8 protein-coding genes are annotated in these 15,188 nt (G+C 45.5%); 5 read left to right on the top strand and 3 right to left on the bottom strand.

Annotated elements, in window-relative coordinates; all coding sequences use genetic code 11:
- Nucleotides 1-111: 111 nt before the first annotated feature.
- The 3 genes from HUN01_RS24360 to HUN01_RS24370 all read left to right on the top strand — a co-directional run bounded on the left by HUN01_RS24360 (nucleotide 112) and on the right by HUN01_RS24370 (nucleotide 5,655).
- Nucleotides 112-2,346, top strand: coding sequence for a family 2 encapsulin nanocompartment cargo protein terpene cyclase (locus HUN01_RS24360; RefSeq protein WP_181928341.1), 2,235 nt, complete (start codon nucleotides 112-114; stop codon nucleotides 2,344-2,346).
- Nucleotides 2,347-2,562: 216 nt separating this feature from the next.
- Nucleotides 2,563-3,972 (top strand): family 2B encapsulin nanocompartment shell protein, encoded by a 1,410-nt coding sequence (locus tag HUN01_RS24365; protein WP_181928342.1) that lies wholly within the window; start codon nucleotides 2,563-2,565, stop codon nucleotides 3,970-3,972.
- A gap of 276 nt (nucleotides 3,973-4,248) precedes the next feature.
- The gene (locus HUN01_RS24370) at nucleotides 4,249-5,655 is read left to right on the top strand and encodes a family 2B encapsulin nanocompartment shell protein (RefSeq protein ID WP_181928343.1); all 1,407 of its coding nucleotides are present in this window, start codon (nucleotides 4,249-4,251) and stop codon (nucleotides 5,653-5,655) included.
- Nucleotides 5,656-5,954: 299 nt separating this feature from the next.
- Here the strand turns inward: HUN01_RS24370 and HUN01_RS24375 are convergent, their stop codons facing one another.
- Nucleotides 5,955-6,617: a class I SAM-dependent methyltransferase gene (locus HUN01_RS24375; protein WP_181928344.1), complete on the bottom strand. Its 663-nt coding sequence runs from the start codon at nucleotides 6,615-6,617 to the stop codon at nucleotides 5,955-5,957.
- Between the two features lie 238 nt (nucleotides 6,618-6,855).
- Between HUN01_RS24375 and HUN01_RS24380 the strand changes: the two genes are divergently transcribed.
- The gene (locus HUN01_RS24380) at nucleotides 6,856-8,700 is read left to right on the top strand and encodes a tetratricopeptide repeat protein (RefSeq protein WP_181928345.1); all 1,845 of its coding nucleotides are present in this window, start codon (nucleotides 6,856-6,858) and stop codon (nucleotides 8,698-8,700) included.
- Nucleotides 8,701-8,888: 188 nt separating this feature from the next.
- Here the strand turns inward: HUN01_RS24380 and HUN01_RS24385 are convergent, their stop codons facing one another.
- Nucleotides 8,889-11,471, bottom strand: coding sequence for a BsuBI/PstI family type II restriction endonuclease (locus HUN01_RS24385; protein WP_238845586.1), 2,583 nt, complete (start codon nucleotides 11,469-11,471; stop codon nucleotides 8,889-8,891).
- Nucleotides 11,472-11,568: 97 nt separating this feature from the next.
- Nucleotides 11,569-12,921, bottom strand: coding sequence for a hormogonium tapered terminus morphoprotein TftA (gene tftA / locus HUN01_RS24390; RefSeq protein ID WP_181928346.1), 1,353 nt, complete (start codon nucleotides 12,919-12,921; stop codon nucleotides 11,569-11,571).
- A 165-nt stretch (nucleotides 12,922-13,086) separates the two neighbouring features.
- On the opposite strand from tftA, the gene dnaG reads away from it, so the two are divergent.
- On the top strand, nucleotides 13,087-15,042 hold the full coding sequence (gene dnaG, locus HUN01_RS24395; RefSeq protein ID WP_181932802.1) for a DNA primase: 1,956 nt from the start codon (nucleotides 13,087-13,089) through the stop codon (nucleotides 15,040-15,042).
- Nucleotides 15,043-15,188: the final 146 nt, after the last annotated feature.

Here is a 15,188-nt window from a genome sequence, read left to right on the forward strand (position 1 = left end):
AATGTGGAGACTTAATCCGGTTGGCGAGGATATCCATGAACTGCAACGGTACTCAGATCAGCCACGAAATAAAGACAGCAAGAAGACCCAAGAGGAGATTACGCGCAGATCATGCAACCCTTTGAACTGCCAGAATTTTACACGCCTTGGCCCGCACGGCTGAACCCAAATCTAGAAGCGGCAAGAGTCCATTCCAAAGCGTGGGCCTACGAGATGGGGATACTTGGCTCAGAAGAGGAAGCGCAAAGCTCGGTTATCTGGGATGAACATACATTTGACTCCCACGATTACGCCTTGCTTTGCTCCTATACCCATCCAGATGCGCCGGGAGCGGAGCTTGACCTAGTAACCGACTGGTATGTTTGGGTGTTCTTCTTCGACGATCACTTCCTGGAAATCTATAAACGCACCCAAGACATGGCTGGGGCAAAGGAATACCTTGACCGATTGCCAGCGTTTATGCCAGTGCATCCCACTGATACCCTTTCGGTTCCGACCAACCCAGTAGAGCGCGGCTTGGCTGACCTCTGGTCTCGCACTGCCTTTACTAAATCTGTGGATTGGCGACTTCGATTCTTTGAGAGTACCAAGAACCTCCTAGAAGAGTCTCTGTGGGAACTCGCCAATATCAACCAAGATCGGGTTGCCAACCCCATCGAATATATTGAGATGCGCCGCAAAGTTGGTGGCGCTCCGTGGTCAGCGGATCTCGTCGAACACGCCGTGTTTATAGAGATTCCGGCCCAAATCGCCTCGACTCGGCCAATGCGTATCCTCAAAGACACATTTGCCGATGGAGTGCATCTTCGCAACGACTTATTCTCCTACCAGAGAGAAGTGGAGGATGAAGGTGAGAACGCCAACTGCGTGTTGGTCTTGGAGCGCTTCTTGAATGTGAGTACCCAGGAGGCGGCTAACCTCACCAACGAACTGCTGACCTCGCGGTTATACCAGTTTGATAACACTGCCGTCACCGAGTTGCCCCCTCTCTTTGAAGAGTATGGACTAGACCCAGTGGCTCGTGTGAACGTTCTCCTTTACATCAAAGGACTCCAGGACTGGCAATCGGGCGGTCACGAGTGGCACATGCGATCGAGCCGTTACATGAACAAGGGAGGAGACAATTCTCAGACATCCACGCCACTTCTGGGAGGCCCCACAGGACTAGGCACATCGGCTGCGCGGATTGAATCGCTATACGCCGCCTTGGGTTTGGGAAGGTTCAAGAGCTTTACTCACGTTCCATATCAGGCTGTCGGGCCAGTAACACTGCCGAAGTTTTACATGCCCTTCACTACAAGCTTGAATCCCCATCTGGATGCTGCGCGGAAGCATTCCAAGGAATGGGCGCGTGAGATGGGGATGCTGGAATCACTACCTGGGATTCCTGATGCCGTCATCTGGGATGACCACAAGTTTGATGTTGCCGACGTAGCTCTATGCGGCGCATTGATCCATCCGAATGGATCTGGCCCTGAGCTAAATCTGACAGCGTGCTGGCTTGTTTGGGGAACCTATGCCGACGATTACTTCCCGGCACTCTACGGGAATAACCGCAACATGGCTGGTGCAAAAGTGTTCAATGCCCGACTGTCGGCGTTTATGCCTCTGGATGACTCCACCCCCAGCGAGGTTCCGACTAATCCGGTGGAAGCCGGTTTGGCAGATATTTGGTCTCGCACAGCTGGCCCCATGTCCGCAAACGCGCGGACTCAGTTCCGCCGCGCAATCCAGGATATGACTGACAGTTGGGTGTGGGAACTTGCCAACCAGATCCAAAATCGGATTCCCGACCCGATAGATTATATTGAGATGCGCCGTAAGACCTTTGGTTCGGATCTGACAATGAGCTTGTCCCGACTAGCTCAGGGGAGCGAGATCCCGCAGGAGATTTACCGCACCCGAACGATGCGATCGCTCGATAATTCCGCCGCCGACTTCGCCTGTTTTACCAACGATATCTTTTCATATCAGAAAGAAATCGAATTCGAGGGCGAAATCCATAACTGCGTGCTGGTCGTTCAGAATTTCCTCAATTGCGGCACACCAGAGGCGGTTGAGGTTGTCAACAACCTGATGACCGCTCGGGCGCTCCAGTTTCAACACATCGTCGCCACCGAACTGCCAGCCCTTTTCGATGATTTCGATTTGGATGCAAGTACCCGCGAGAAACTGCTTGGATACGTCAAGAAACTAGAGCAGTGGATGTGCGGCGTCCTCAAGTGGCATATAACGGTAGACCGCTATAAGGAATTTGAATTGCGTAATTCGTTAGCAGGGCGGCTACTTAGCGGGCCCAGAGGGCTGGGTACTTCAGCTAGGCGTATTGGATCGATGAGGGTTTAAGGTCATTACTCGGTCAATAAAGTCAGGTTTTTTGTCGGTGAGTTAATTCAAGGTCATACCATTTTGGATTTTAGATTTTAGATTTTGGATTGTGAAACATCCATTGGATAAGTGTTTCAGTTTTCCATTTGTCGCAATCATTTTTCAAATTGGTATCAGTATGCGATCGCGTGAGATCAGTTTTTTTAGTAACTAATTAAAGTGGAGGATTAAGTTGTGACGTATTCTAACGATCCCAATTTGAATGTAGAAGATCAGCAGCCCCATTTAACTTTGAGTACAGCAGCGGCGCGTAATTTGGCGACAACGACCAAATCTGCACCACAGACTCAGGAAATTACATCGCGGTGGTTATTGAAGTTGTTGCCGTGGGTGCAGACGAAAGGTGGCGCATATCGGGTCAACCGTCGGTTGAGTTATTCCGTCGGTGATGGGCGGGTGAGTTTCACTAACACCGGAGCAACGGTGCAGGTGATTCCCCTGGAACTTACTGAGTTGCCCTTACTGCGAGGGTTTAACAACCTTGACGTATTGACCGGGTTGGCAAACCAGTTTGTGCAGCAAGAGTATGCCCCAGATGATGTAATCGTCGAACTTGGCCAGCCTGCCGATCGCGTCATTCTGATTGCTCGTGGCAAGGTCAACAAGATTGGTGTTGGCAAGTATGGCGAGCAGATCGTCTTCGATGTGCTCGCTGACGGCGATCACTTCGGCGATGAAACTGTGGTGCAGTCGGAGGATACTTGGCAGTACACCCTCAAAGCGATTACCAGAACCATCGTTTTGTCGCTACCCCAAGCAGCGTTTGAGAGGGCGATCGCTCAGTCTGAGGCGTTAGGAACTCATGTTGAACAGTTCCGCACCCGCCTGAACCAGCCACAAACTGCCCAAGGTGAAGCGGCCATTGAACTGGCAGCCGATCATCCCCAAGAGGCTGAGTTGCCGGGAACCTTCGCCGATTACGAACTCACACCCAGAGAATATGAGTTGAGCATTGCTCAAACGGTGTTGCGAGTAAGTACACGGGTAGCTGATCTGTACAACGAACCGTACAACCAGACAGAAGAACAACTGCGTCTGACTATCGAGGCATTGCGGGAACGTCAAGAACACGAATTACTCAACAACCGCGAATTCGGGTTGCTGCACAATGCTGACCTCAAACAACGGATCTACAGCAGTAGCGGCGCACCCACCCCCGATGACTTGGACGAGCTGTTGGCTACGGTATGGAAGGAGCCGGGATTCTTCCTGGCTCACCCCCGGACGATCGCTGCTTTCGGTCGTGAGGCCAACCGCCTGGGTCTTTATCCACAAAGCGTAGATGTGAACGGCGTTCAGGTAACATCTTGGCGCGGCGTACCCATCTTTCCTTCCAATAAGATCCCCATCAGCAATAACCGCACCAGTTCTATCCTTTTGCTCCGCACTGGTGTAGAAAAACAAGGAGTGATCGGCTTACATCAAACTGGTATCCCCGATGAATACCAACCCAGCTTGTCTGTTCGATTCATGGGCATCAGCGAAAAGGCGATCATCTCCTACCTCGTCACCGCCTACTACTCCGCAGCCGTCCTCACTCCTGACGCACTTGGCATCCTTGAAGATGTTGAAATTGGGCGCTAAATATCAGGAGTGCTGAGTGTTGAGTGAGTAAAAATTATAGCTGACTGTTGATACCCTGCAAGAAAGTGGGCGGTCTTTTAACTCAGCACTCAGCACTGAATGCAATACGGTTTGATTAAGGCAAGAGACGCGATAAATCGCCGTCTCTACAAAAGATTGTTCCTTGTAGAGACGGCGATTTATCGCGTCTTTGGATCTAGAATTTTCATCAAAAAACCTTAACCGAACCGTATTGGTACTGAATGGCACTTTTATTACTAACTAGAGGATCGGCTGATGACGGATTTTATTGAATCAAATTTAAATGTTGAGAGTGGACAACCTCAACTGAGTTTGAGTAAAGATGCTGCGCGTAATTTGTCCACGACCACCAAATCTGCACCGCAGACGCAGGAAATTACCTCACGGTGGTTATTGAAGATGTTGCCGTGGGTGCAGACGAAGGGTGGCACTTATCGGCTGAACCGTCGGTTGACCTATACAGTAGGTGATGGGCGGTTGAGTTTCTCCAACACCGGAGCCGAGGTGCAGGTGATTCCCCAGGAACTTGGTGAGTTGCCCTTGCTGCGAGGATTTGACGATATCGAGGTGCTGAGGGCGTTAGCAAGTCGGTTTGTTCAGCAGGAGTTCGCACCTGGTGATATCATTGTCCAGTCAGGTCAGCCAGCCAATCAGCTTTTCTTAATCGCACATGGCAAAGTAAACAAGATTGGTATTGGCAAGTATGACGAGCAGCCTCTATTGGATATGCTAGCTGACGGTGATTATTTTGGCGATCGCGTGTTGGTCGATTCAGAAAGCAATTGGAAGTTCACAGTCAAAGCTGTGACCCGATGCACCGTATTAGCACTACCACAACAGGCATTTCGGGAACTGCTCAACCAGTCGCAAGCGTTGCAAGCCCAAGTTGAGCAGTTTCGGACTCGCGCCGAACTTCCACAAAACAAGTATGGGGAAGCTGCGATCGCGTTGTCAACCAGTCATAGTACAGAGACGACATTACCAGGAACATTTGTTGACTACGAACTTTCACCCCGCGAATATCAGTTAAGCATTGCTCAGACTATGTTGCGAGTGAATACTCGCGTTGCGGATCTGTACAATCAACCATATAACCAGACGGAAGAACAACTGCGGCTGACGATTGAGGCATTGCGGGAACGTCAAGAATACGAGTTGATCAACAACCGCGAATTTGGATTGTTGCACAACGCCGACCTGAAACAGCGCATCTACACTCGCAGCGGCCCCCCAACTCCCGATGACCTTGATGAACTAGTCACCCGTCGGCGGAAGTCGAGGTTCTTTCTGGCTCATCCCCGCACTATTGCAGCCTTCGGTCGCCAGTGTAACCGTCTGGGCATCTATCCAGACACCATCGACATGGATGGGAGCAAAATAATCACGTGGCGCAATGTACCGATTTTTCCCTGTAACAAGATTCCGATTACCAAGAATCAGACCAGTTCTATCCTTATACTCCGCACTGGTGAGAAAGATCAGGGCGTGATTGGCTTACATCAAACTGGTATCCCGGACGAATACCAACCCAGTTTGTCCGTCCGATTTATGGGCATCAGCGAAAAGGCCATTATCTCTTACCTCGTCACTGCCTACTACTCCGCAGCTGTCCTCGTTCCTGACGCACTTGGCATCCTCGAAGATGTCGAAATCGGTCGCTGAGGAAAGGGTTAGTGCATCTGAAATATCTGGTAGCGATTTGCAAACATCGGGATATGGCTTAAGGAGGCAGGAGGATGAAGGCAGGAAGGAGGCAGGAGGTAATCCCCATAAATAAATTTAGGGGATTTATGATGGACGCTGTATTTTTGCGCTGCGCGTCTCAAAATACATTTTTAACCTTTATTCATAAATAAATTTAGTTGCTCTCAAACCCGTTTGGCAGAGGGCAAAAAATATATTTTCTGCCTCCTGCCTTCTGCCTTTTGCCTCCTGCCCTCTGCCTTTCTTCGGTAAAGACATTACTTCTTCAGTGCCAGAGTTAAGCCATCTGCGATCGCTATTAAACTAAGACTAACTCGCTGGTCTTGATGCAGTTTTTGATTAAAGGCACGAATTCTTTTAGTTCTATTATCTTGCACTTGGGGGTCGGCAACCCTACCTGACCAGAGGACATTATCGATCGCAATCAGTCCCCCCGACCGCACTAATTGCAGCGATCGCTCATAATAGCCATCATAATTGCTCTTATCTGCATCAATGAAGGCAAAATCAAAAGTTGCCGCTTCTCCTGTTGCGAGTAGCCGATCCAAAGTCTCCAAAGCTGGGGCAATGTGCAGTTGAATTTTATCCGCCACTCCTGCTTGCTGCCAATAACGCCGAGCGATCGTTGTAAATTCCTCACTGATATCACAGGCTACCACCTTACCGTCGCTCGGTAACGCCAATGCCACCACCAGGGAACTATAACCTGTAAATACCCCAACGTCCAAAGTTTTTTTTGCTCCCAACAATTGCACCAGTAACGCCAAAAACTGCCCCTGTTCGGGAGCAATTTGCATTCTACCGATGGGATATTGGGCTGTTTCCTGTCTCAGTTGGGTTAAAATTTCCGGTTCTCGAAGAGATATTGATAGTAAATAGTCATAGAGATTTTGTTCGAGTCCTAGTGTTTGAGTTGTCATAACGTGCGTTACTACTGAATAAATCCTAGATAATTTAGACTTTTACAAAGAAAGGCAGGAGGAAGGGGACAGGGGACAGGAGGAAAGAAGTATGAATGAAAACTTTAGTTCTGGCCCAATGCCCAATTCCCAATGCCCAATGCCCAATGCCCAATGCCCAATGCCCAATGCCCAATTCCCCAACTTTTGCTGCCAAGATTAGAATTAGAATTGACGTGACATTCTCCTAATAGCCAAAGTGCCAGACTCTCTGCCATTAAGCGATCGCTATCTTGCCTTAATTGATGAAATTGTCGAAACCACCCTCAAGGGCAAAATAAGCTCTGTGGAACAGGTATATCAAATGCTGCTGAAAGGAATTACTTCCGGGACAGGGGAAGTTTTTGAGCTAGCTTTGAGCGATCGCCTGAATTCCCTGCAAAGTCAAGTAGATAGCCAAAAAGACGAACTCAAGAAAGCCAAGGCTACTCGCAGTTTGAGAGCCATTAAGACTATTCAAAGTCAATGGCAACGGTGGCAAGAGCAAAATAAAGCCACAGAAGCGATCGCCTCGGCAGTTTCAGAAATTACCACAGCCCCCGCTGACGAGCGTTTGGCGGTATTTATCCGGGTTACTGACCCCAATCAGAAGTATCCCCTAAATTTGCAACAGCTACAGCAGTTATCAAAATCATTACAGCAATTTGCTCAGGTAGATTCTGATTTAGAACAATTTTCTGAAGGGATTACCCGTGGTTTAGCTTCTTGGCAGCGATTGCAAGATAACTTGCTCAGTTGGATGTACGAGCAAAAAGAATCTCTGGGATTTGGCGGCGTACCGGGAGAAGGTGGCCCTTGGGCAAGTTGGGCGAAACAACTCAATAGTGAGTTACCCCAATCACTGCTTCGCACCTTGGCTAGGGAAGAATCGGTAATAGAGTTTACCGAGCGACAACGAGGAATCACCCTCAGAGATTGGGTGGAAATGGCATTGATTTTACAGTACTTGCAACGGGGACTAATTAACTGGTTTGACCAACAAGCTTACGATGTGAAAGCGGGGCCAAAGTTGTCCATTTCTACTTTCTTGACCTTTGCAGTGATTTGGAGTCAGTTAGCAAGTGGTTTTGGCAGCATTGGAAAAGTATACGGCGATGCCTGTTCTCAAATCATGCTCCAGATTTTACGAACCTTTGCCCAGCGTCCATATTTTCCCTTTTACGGCGGGATTTTTGCCTCTTTTACTGGCACTTATTTGCGAGATGCCCTCGATTATTTAGATGAACCGCTGCGAAAAGGCGAAGGAACCCAAGAGAAAGCGCGAATTTTGACCCTTTTAGGCTATTCTCAGCGTGCTTTGGGACAATACCAGCGCTCTATTGACTTTCATCAGCAGGCACTAGAGATCGCCAGGAATGCAGGCGATCGCGCTTGTGAAATTGCCAATCTCAACCACCTCAGCCGCACATACGTGCAACAGCAAAATTATGCTGAGGCAATTAACTACAGTCAACGAGGATTAATACTGAGTCGGCAAGCAGGCGATAGAACAGGAGAAGCAAACGCGCTAGTGAATTTGGGCTACAGCGAAGTCATGCAAGCTCAAGAATTGGAAAACTTAGAACCAGAAACTTATGAAGCCGCAATTAATTATTTGGAACAAGGTTTAAAATTATCAGAAAAATTAGGCGATCTTCAAAGTAAAGCCTTATGTGTCAGCAGTTTAGGAATTGCCTATCTAGTAATTGGACAACACCAAACCGCAATTAAATATCTCGAAGATGGCTTTAAAACAGCGCAAGTTTCCGGTGATTTGTATCTACAGGGGCGGAACTTAGCTTATTTAGCAGAAGCTTATTATCATCTGCAAAATTCGGAAAAGACTGTTTACACAGGCTGCTTGGGAATGTATCTTTTAGAGCAAATTGCTTCTAGTGAATGGCGACAACCAGCAGGGTTACTGACAATTTTGCAAGGACAGATAGGGACAGAAGCTTTCCACAAGTTCTTACAGCAACATCGCCCGAAAATTATTGCGATTATCGGTGTAGATGGGTATGATCACATTCCGCAATTGTTAGAAGAATACAAGCAAGATATGTAATACCAATTTGAAAAAAGAATGCAACAAATAGACCATCTTGTAGAGACGCGATTCATCGCGTCTTTACCCAAGGATATGTTGTAATCATTAATTGAATTGGTATAAGAAAGTATTGACAAAGAGTTAAATCTTAACCCAAGCGTATTGCGCTATAAATGTTACACAGACACCTGAATTTTGCTGTAGATTCAGGAAGTTTGCTTCTTTTCTATTTGGTAAGCCTGCAATAGATATTCACCATTGAAATGAATCAGGTGAGTAGAATCTTCAGCAACCCAAACATCTGTTTCCCAAGCAATCTCTGCCAGATATGCCACCATTGCCTTACGACTGAGAAATGTTGTTACCATCACCAGAGGTATTTCGGCATTTCTAAATAGAACTTCAAGTTCCTTCTTTCGTTTAGGATTAATTGGGCCATGTGAGGTTACAGCTTCAATCAGCACCAACCAGTTATTTGTGGTGAAGTGAATAATCACATCTGGCATTTTGCCGTGGAAATCAATGTTAACGCCTAAATCTGCCAATGCTGCTTCATCGAAGTGAGCAAACTTTTCATCTGTATCGCCAACATGGATAAGCTTTCCATTAGGAGTAAAACGAGGGGCAAAATCATTAATAATTTTTTCAATCAGAATATTCTGACCACCTGGTGATAAAGTTTTGATTTCTCCATTAATTACTATGGGAATACGGGACATTTCACGCTCTTGAGCATATTGCTTTTTCAGAGTTTCAACTGAAGCAAGGTAAGTGCAAATGTTCTTTTCCCATTCGTCAGTACCGTAAGTTCTTAATAGTTCTAACGCACTATTTTCAATCTGATATACAGTTTTGGGACTGTTGATAGGGCGGCTTAAATCATCTGGATTAGCAACTATCAAACCTGCATCCAGAAATTGATGTACTGTCTGGCGGCGAACTGTTTCCCGTGTGTTGGGTTTATAGGTTTTGCCATAATGTTGAGCCATAAAGCCCATCATCGGCGTAATTCCTATCAAAGGGGAAGTTGCTAATTGCCAAGAGTCTGTCGGTTTTAAATCAAGCAATGCCAGGAGGGTTAAAGCTGACCGTTCATTAAGCTGTGTTCGTGGAAAGCCCAATTGTGTCAAGATTTGCAGCGCTTCATCAATTCGAGATTTAGTTGCAATTGGATTATTCTCTGATAGATTCGACATACTCAGTAGCTGATTTTCTATAAGTTCATCAATTTCCTGTAAAGAAGGAAATTCTTCTTTAAACCCCGTCCCTAACAAAAATAGCTGTGACAAATTAGGGTACTTTAATTTTCGCAAATCTGTTGCATTGACCTGAGTATGTCCATTGAACAACCGAAAAAAAGCATCAACTAGGGTTGAATTGAGATAAACAGCAAGCCCACGAGCCAAGATAAGGCTAACTCCACGCCCATCTTTGTGAAAGTAATTCAAGTGATTTTCAAAGCCGACATATTCATAATTAAATTGGTTTGCATCATAAACCACCGCAACAACACGCTTTTTCTCTTCTTTCGATGAGAATCTTTTGCATAGAACATAATGCTCATTTGGTATCAAAAGATTCGCTGTTTCTTCTATATGAACTATTGCTTGGGGCTTTTTAGTTATTTTTGGGTACTCTACATATCCATTCGATAAATTCACTGGATATATTAAAGGAACGGTATTGTTTTCTATATTTTCTCTTAGGTAATCTTTAGCTCGAAAATCTACTACCCGTCCAGTTGAAACTTTTAGCTCTAAATCTTTCAAGGTACAGGTAAAAAGTTCTATTCGCTGAACAATTTGCTGGCTAATGTTATCTGGAATAATATGAATAAACTGCTCTAAATCATCGAGGTGAACCAAGTCTAAATATGGTACAGAGTGTGACATAAGCAAGTCATCATTAGCACCAGAACTGGTATTTATGATGACGCTGCTAAACTTTTGCCTTTGTTTTGTAGCTTTGATGATGATAGTTTCCTGTAAAACATCATCATCACTAAATGCTTCTTGCCGCGACTCAAAAAGATGTATTTGTTGTAAAGCCATCGTTTCTAAAAACATCTTGCGGAAGTCACGAAAATAGGGACCATTACAAAAACTGCGCGGGGTAATCGCTACAAACTCCCCACTTGGTTTTAAAAGTTGCGCTGTAGCTGCCATAAAACCAGTATAAAGATTGCTAGTTTCCAAACCGATCGAACGCAGCAATTCGCGCACCTTGGAATGAGCATTGATTTTCAAATAAGGCGGGTTGAGAATAGCATGGGTAAATTCTGTTGCGTTTGCACTATTCAATAAACCCATCTGAAGTAGCCTGACTGCATCTTCGATAAAATCAGTCTCACGAATTTCGTAATTGAAGGAAATACCCACACGTTGACATTCCCTTTCACATAGCTCTAGAGTCTGATGCAAATATCTAATTAGAAAAGGGTCAATTTCATAAGCTACAACGCGCAAACTTGAGGTTTGTTGTCGATGCTGGCATACTTTTTCCACAAAAGCGGCTAGTAATGAACCGATTCCTGCTCCAGCATCAAGCAAGGATATTTCAGGCAAATCCAGCTTATTAAACATCCCAACCATCAATTGGGCTACTGAGGCAGGAGTCAAAAATTGACCCATTGATGCTTTTTTGTCTTGTCTTAGCTTTAAACTTGCTACAGCCCGGTGAAGATCCACTTCTGCAAGCAAGTTTCCACTTGATAGTTTTGCGAGGCTGGTAAACTCTAAATTACTGTTATGACTTGCTACGAAAGCTCTAATGCTTGATGGGACGATCACGGTCTGTCTTCTTAATTGCGATCAAGTTTACAACAACTTTACGGCATCTTGATGCTGAAGCAGACCAAGTTTGCGATCGCGTCGTGCAGAAACTCACTCAAAGAAGTCCTGCTGATTCATATAATCGTTTGAGCATTGCTGAAATCTTTGTACCATAATCCAAATCTGCCGACCAGCGCCCTGATAGCTGATCAATTAATGGCGCAATCCCCCGTGTGACAAAGCGAAACCTGGGATCTACTACTTCCTGTACCAGAGGTTCTAAACTGGCGTAAGCTTTCAAATGTTGGATGTGCGCCCTGACTCCAATTCTGGCACTTGCAAAAGAAGCAGCCTCCGAACCACCACCAATTGCACCTAAGCCTGCAAAGTTATTTTGCTCAGGTCTAATATCGCTACCAAACCGTAAAAATCCAGTTTCTACACACATTTGGCAAAAGGCAATATCATAGTTCACTCCCTCTATCCCTGCTTCTTCCCGATAAAGTTTTGGGATGTCAGGAAACTTTACTAAAGCATTTTCATTATTGTTTCTCAGAAATAATTGTAACTGTACTTCTGAAGTATTCCCGTTTGACATCACCCGCTCAAATTGACCAGAGCAAACCATCAAATTCGAGCGCAAGCTAACAGTACGTGTTGCAGCATCCCAACTCACTGCAACATTAAAATCTCGCAGTTCAATCGCTTTAACATAAACTACTTTGCGATAGGTAATCCGATTAACATTAGCTGCTTTTGAAAGGTCAATCCGTAGGCGGTCTACTAAATCAATAGGTATGTAAGCATTCCCATTAACTAAAACTCCTTGCTCTGAGTAATTTTGCCCATTAATATTAATATTAATTGCTGGATAATTTGCTTCGGCTGGAGTTCCAGGAGTGGGGTCAATCACACGACTCCAAGTGACTAATCCATCCGCAATACCTAAAGCAAAATCGCGGCGACGAGTTTGCAGCAAAGCCCGATCCTCTGGATTGCTGAGAAACCCCACTTGCATCACCAAAGCTGGAAGCGTTGTCTGGCGACAGAATGCTAAACTACCCAAGCCACTATTCGTATCTGCTTTGACTCCGCGATTCGGTAATTGGGGTACACGGCGCAATAACCCCACTAGCAACTGTTCAGCATTGCTTTTGCGATCGCTATTATTAGCAATATAAAAGACGCTAGCCCCCCGCACAGAAGGGCTGCTAGCTGCGTCAGATTCAATTTCTAGGGCGACATCACCCCGGCGACCACGGGAATTGATCCAGGTGATAGTTTGGGTGGCGCTCAAGTCATCAGGAACCGCCAAAATTTCCAAACTCCGCGCTCTCAGTTCCGTGACAATCAAATCCCGCAGCAGAATCATTTCTCTCGCTTCAGTTGTACCACCTGCGATCGCACCTGGATCGATTCCTCCCGCTTCTCTGCCTCCATGAGCCGCTGATATAAAAATACGTCCCATTTTCAGTATTTCCTCTGATAAAATTTAGTGTAAGCAATTCTACAAATCATTTTTGGTCTAGCAACAAGAATATAATAGCTATCAGAAGTCTAAAGTCATTTGTCCTTTGGTATTTCTCCAAAGTTCATGACCAATGACCAATGACCAATGACTAATGACAAAGCCATGCAAATCCCCCGCTTGCACCCAGACACAATTGAGGAAGTGAAACTACGGGCTGATATTGTAGATGTCGTCTCGGAATACGTAGTTTTACGCAAACGTGGAAAGGATTTTGTCGGTTTGTGCCCTTTCCACGATGAGAAATCTCCTAGTTTCACCGTCAGTCAGACCAAGCAAATGTATTATTGCTTCGGCTGTCAAGCTGGGGGAAATGCCATTAAGTTTGTCATGGAGTTGGGGAAGCGTTCTTTTGCTGACGTGGTGCTGGATTTAGCACGGCGTTACCAAGTACCTGTGCAAACTCTCGAACCTGAACAACGCCAAGAATTGCAGCGTCAGCTATCTTTGCGTGAGCAGTTGTATGAAGTTCTGGCTTCGTCAGCACAGTTTTATCAACACGCCCTCAGACAATCACAAGGGCAAAAGGCTCTTCAATATTTACAATCTAACCGCCAATTCAAAGAAGAAACTATACAGCAATTTGGTTTAGGTTACGCTCCCGCAGGTTGGGAAACCCTTCATCGCTATCTAGTGGAAGACAAACATTATCCAGCGCAAATATTAGAAAAAGCGGGATTGATTAAGCCACGTAGGGAAGGAGGCGGTTATTATGATGTATTTCGCGATCGCCTGATGATTCCCATCCGTGATGTTCAAGGGCGCGTCATTGCCTTTGGTGGGAGAACTCTAACTGATGAACAGCCTAAATATTTGAATTCACCAGAAACCGAACTTTTTAGTAAAGGTAAAACCTTATTTGCCCTCGATCAAGCCAAAGATGGAATTTCTAAACTCGATCAAGCGGTGGTGGTAGAGGGATATTTTGATGCGATCGCTCTCCACGCTGCTGGTATTAATAACGCCGTCGCCTCACTCGGTACAGCTTTAAGCTTAGAACAAGTCCGGTTAATATTACGCTACACCGAATCAAAACAATTAGTACTCAACTTTGATGCTGATAAAGCCGGAACTAATGCTGCGGAACGGGCGATCGGTGAAATTGCTGAGTTAGCATACAAAGGCGAAGTTCAGCTAAAGATTCTGAATTTACCCGATGGTAAAGATGCTGATGAATATTTACATAGCCACACTCCAGAAGATTATGGAGAACTGCTAACAAATGCGCCACTTTGGCTAGACTGGCAGATTCAGCAAATTATTCAAGACCGCGACTTAAAACAGGCTACTGATTTTCAGCAAGTAACTCAGCAATTAGTCAAATTACTTAAAAATATAGCTAACAGCGATACACGCAACTATTATGTTTCCTACTGTGCAGAAATACTCAGCTTGGGAGATACCAGACTTATACCCCTACGAGTCGAAAATCTGCTAACTCAAATTGCTCCGGCTACGGCTACATACTCTAAACCTGTGTCAGCGAAGAAAGCATGGGGAAGTAGCAAATCCCCACTCCCCACTCCCCACTTCCCACTCCCCACAGAACGCAGCCTTTTAGAACACGCAGAAGCCTTGTTATTGCGAATTTACTTGCATTGTCCTGAACAGCGTCAAGCGATTATTGCCGAACTAGAGGAGCGAGATTTGCAATTTAGTCTTTCCCACCACCGATTTTTATGGCAACAGATTTTAGAAATTTCATCTGGTGATGGAGAAACGAAAAATTTTGCGTCTCTACCAGATTTAATTTCCCGCCTGCAAGACCAGTTCTTAGAATTTGACAGCGAGATCGGGTTAATTTCCCATTTATTTCATGTAGATGAAAAAAACCAGAAAGAAATACTGCGGACTCCGCAAGTAGTTCAAGCTGCGATCGCTTGCATGGATTTGGTGATGCTTGAAAAACGTTATCGCCACTTTTTGGAACTATGGCAACAAACCGATCCCGAAACTGAACCAGAGCGCTATCAATCGTATTATCAGGCTTTCTACGCTGAAAAAATCAAGCTTCAGCAAATAGATCGACAACGGTTATTTTCGATCACAGACTTGTTGTAGTTTTGTACTCACGTCATTAAACAACGCTATCAAGATGCGCTAGAGAGGGAAGAACAACTGTCAAAGCTTTTGTTAAGAAAGATGTTTATAATGCATAGCTTAAAAAGGGGGGAACCGGAGTCAAAGTCCCCCTTTTGAAGGGGAGC

It is taken from the genome of Nostoc edaphicum CCNP1411, assembly GCF_014023275.1.
Lineage (GTDB): Bacteria > Cyanobacteriota > Cyanobacteriia > Cyanobacteriales > Nostocaceae > Nostoc > Nostoc edaphicum_A.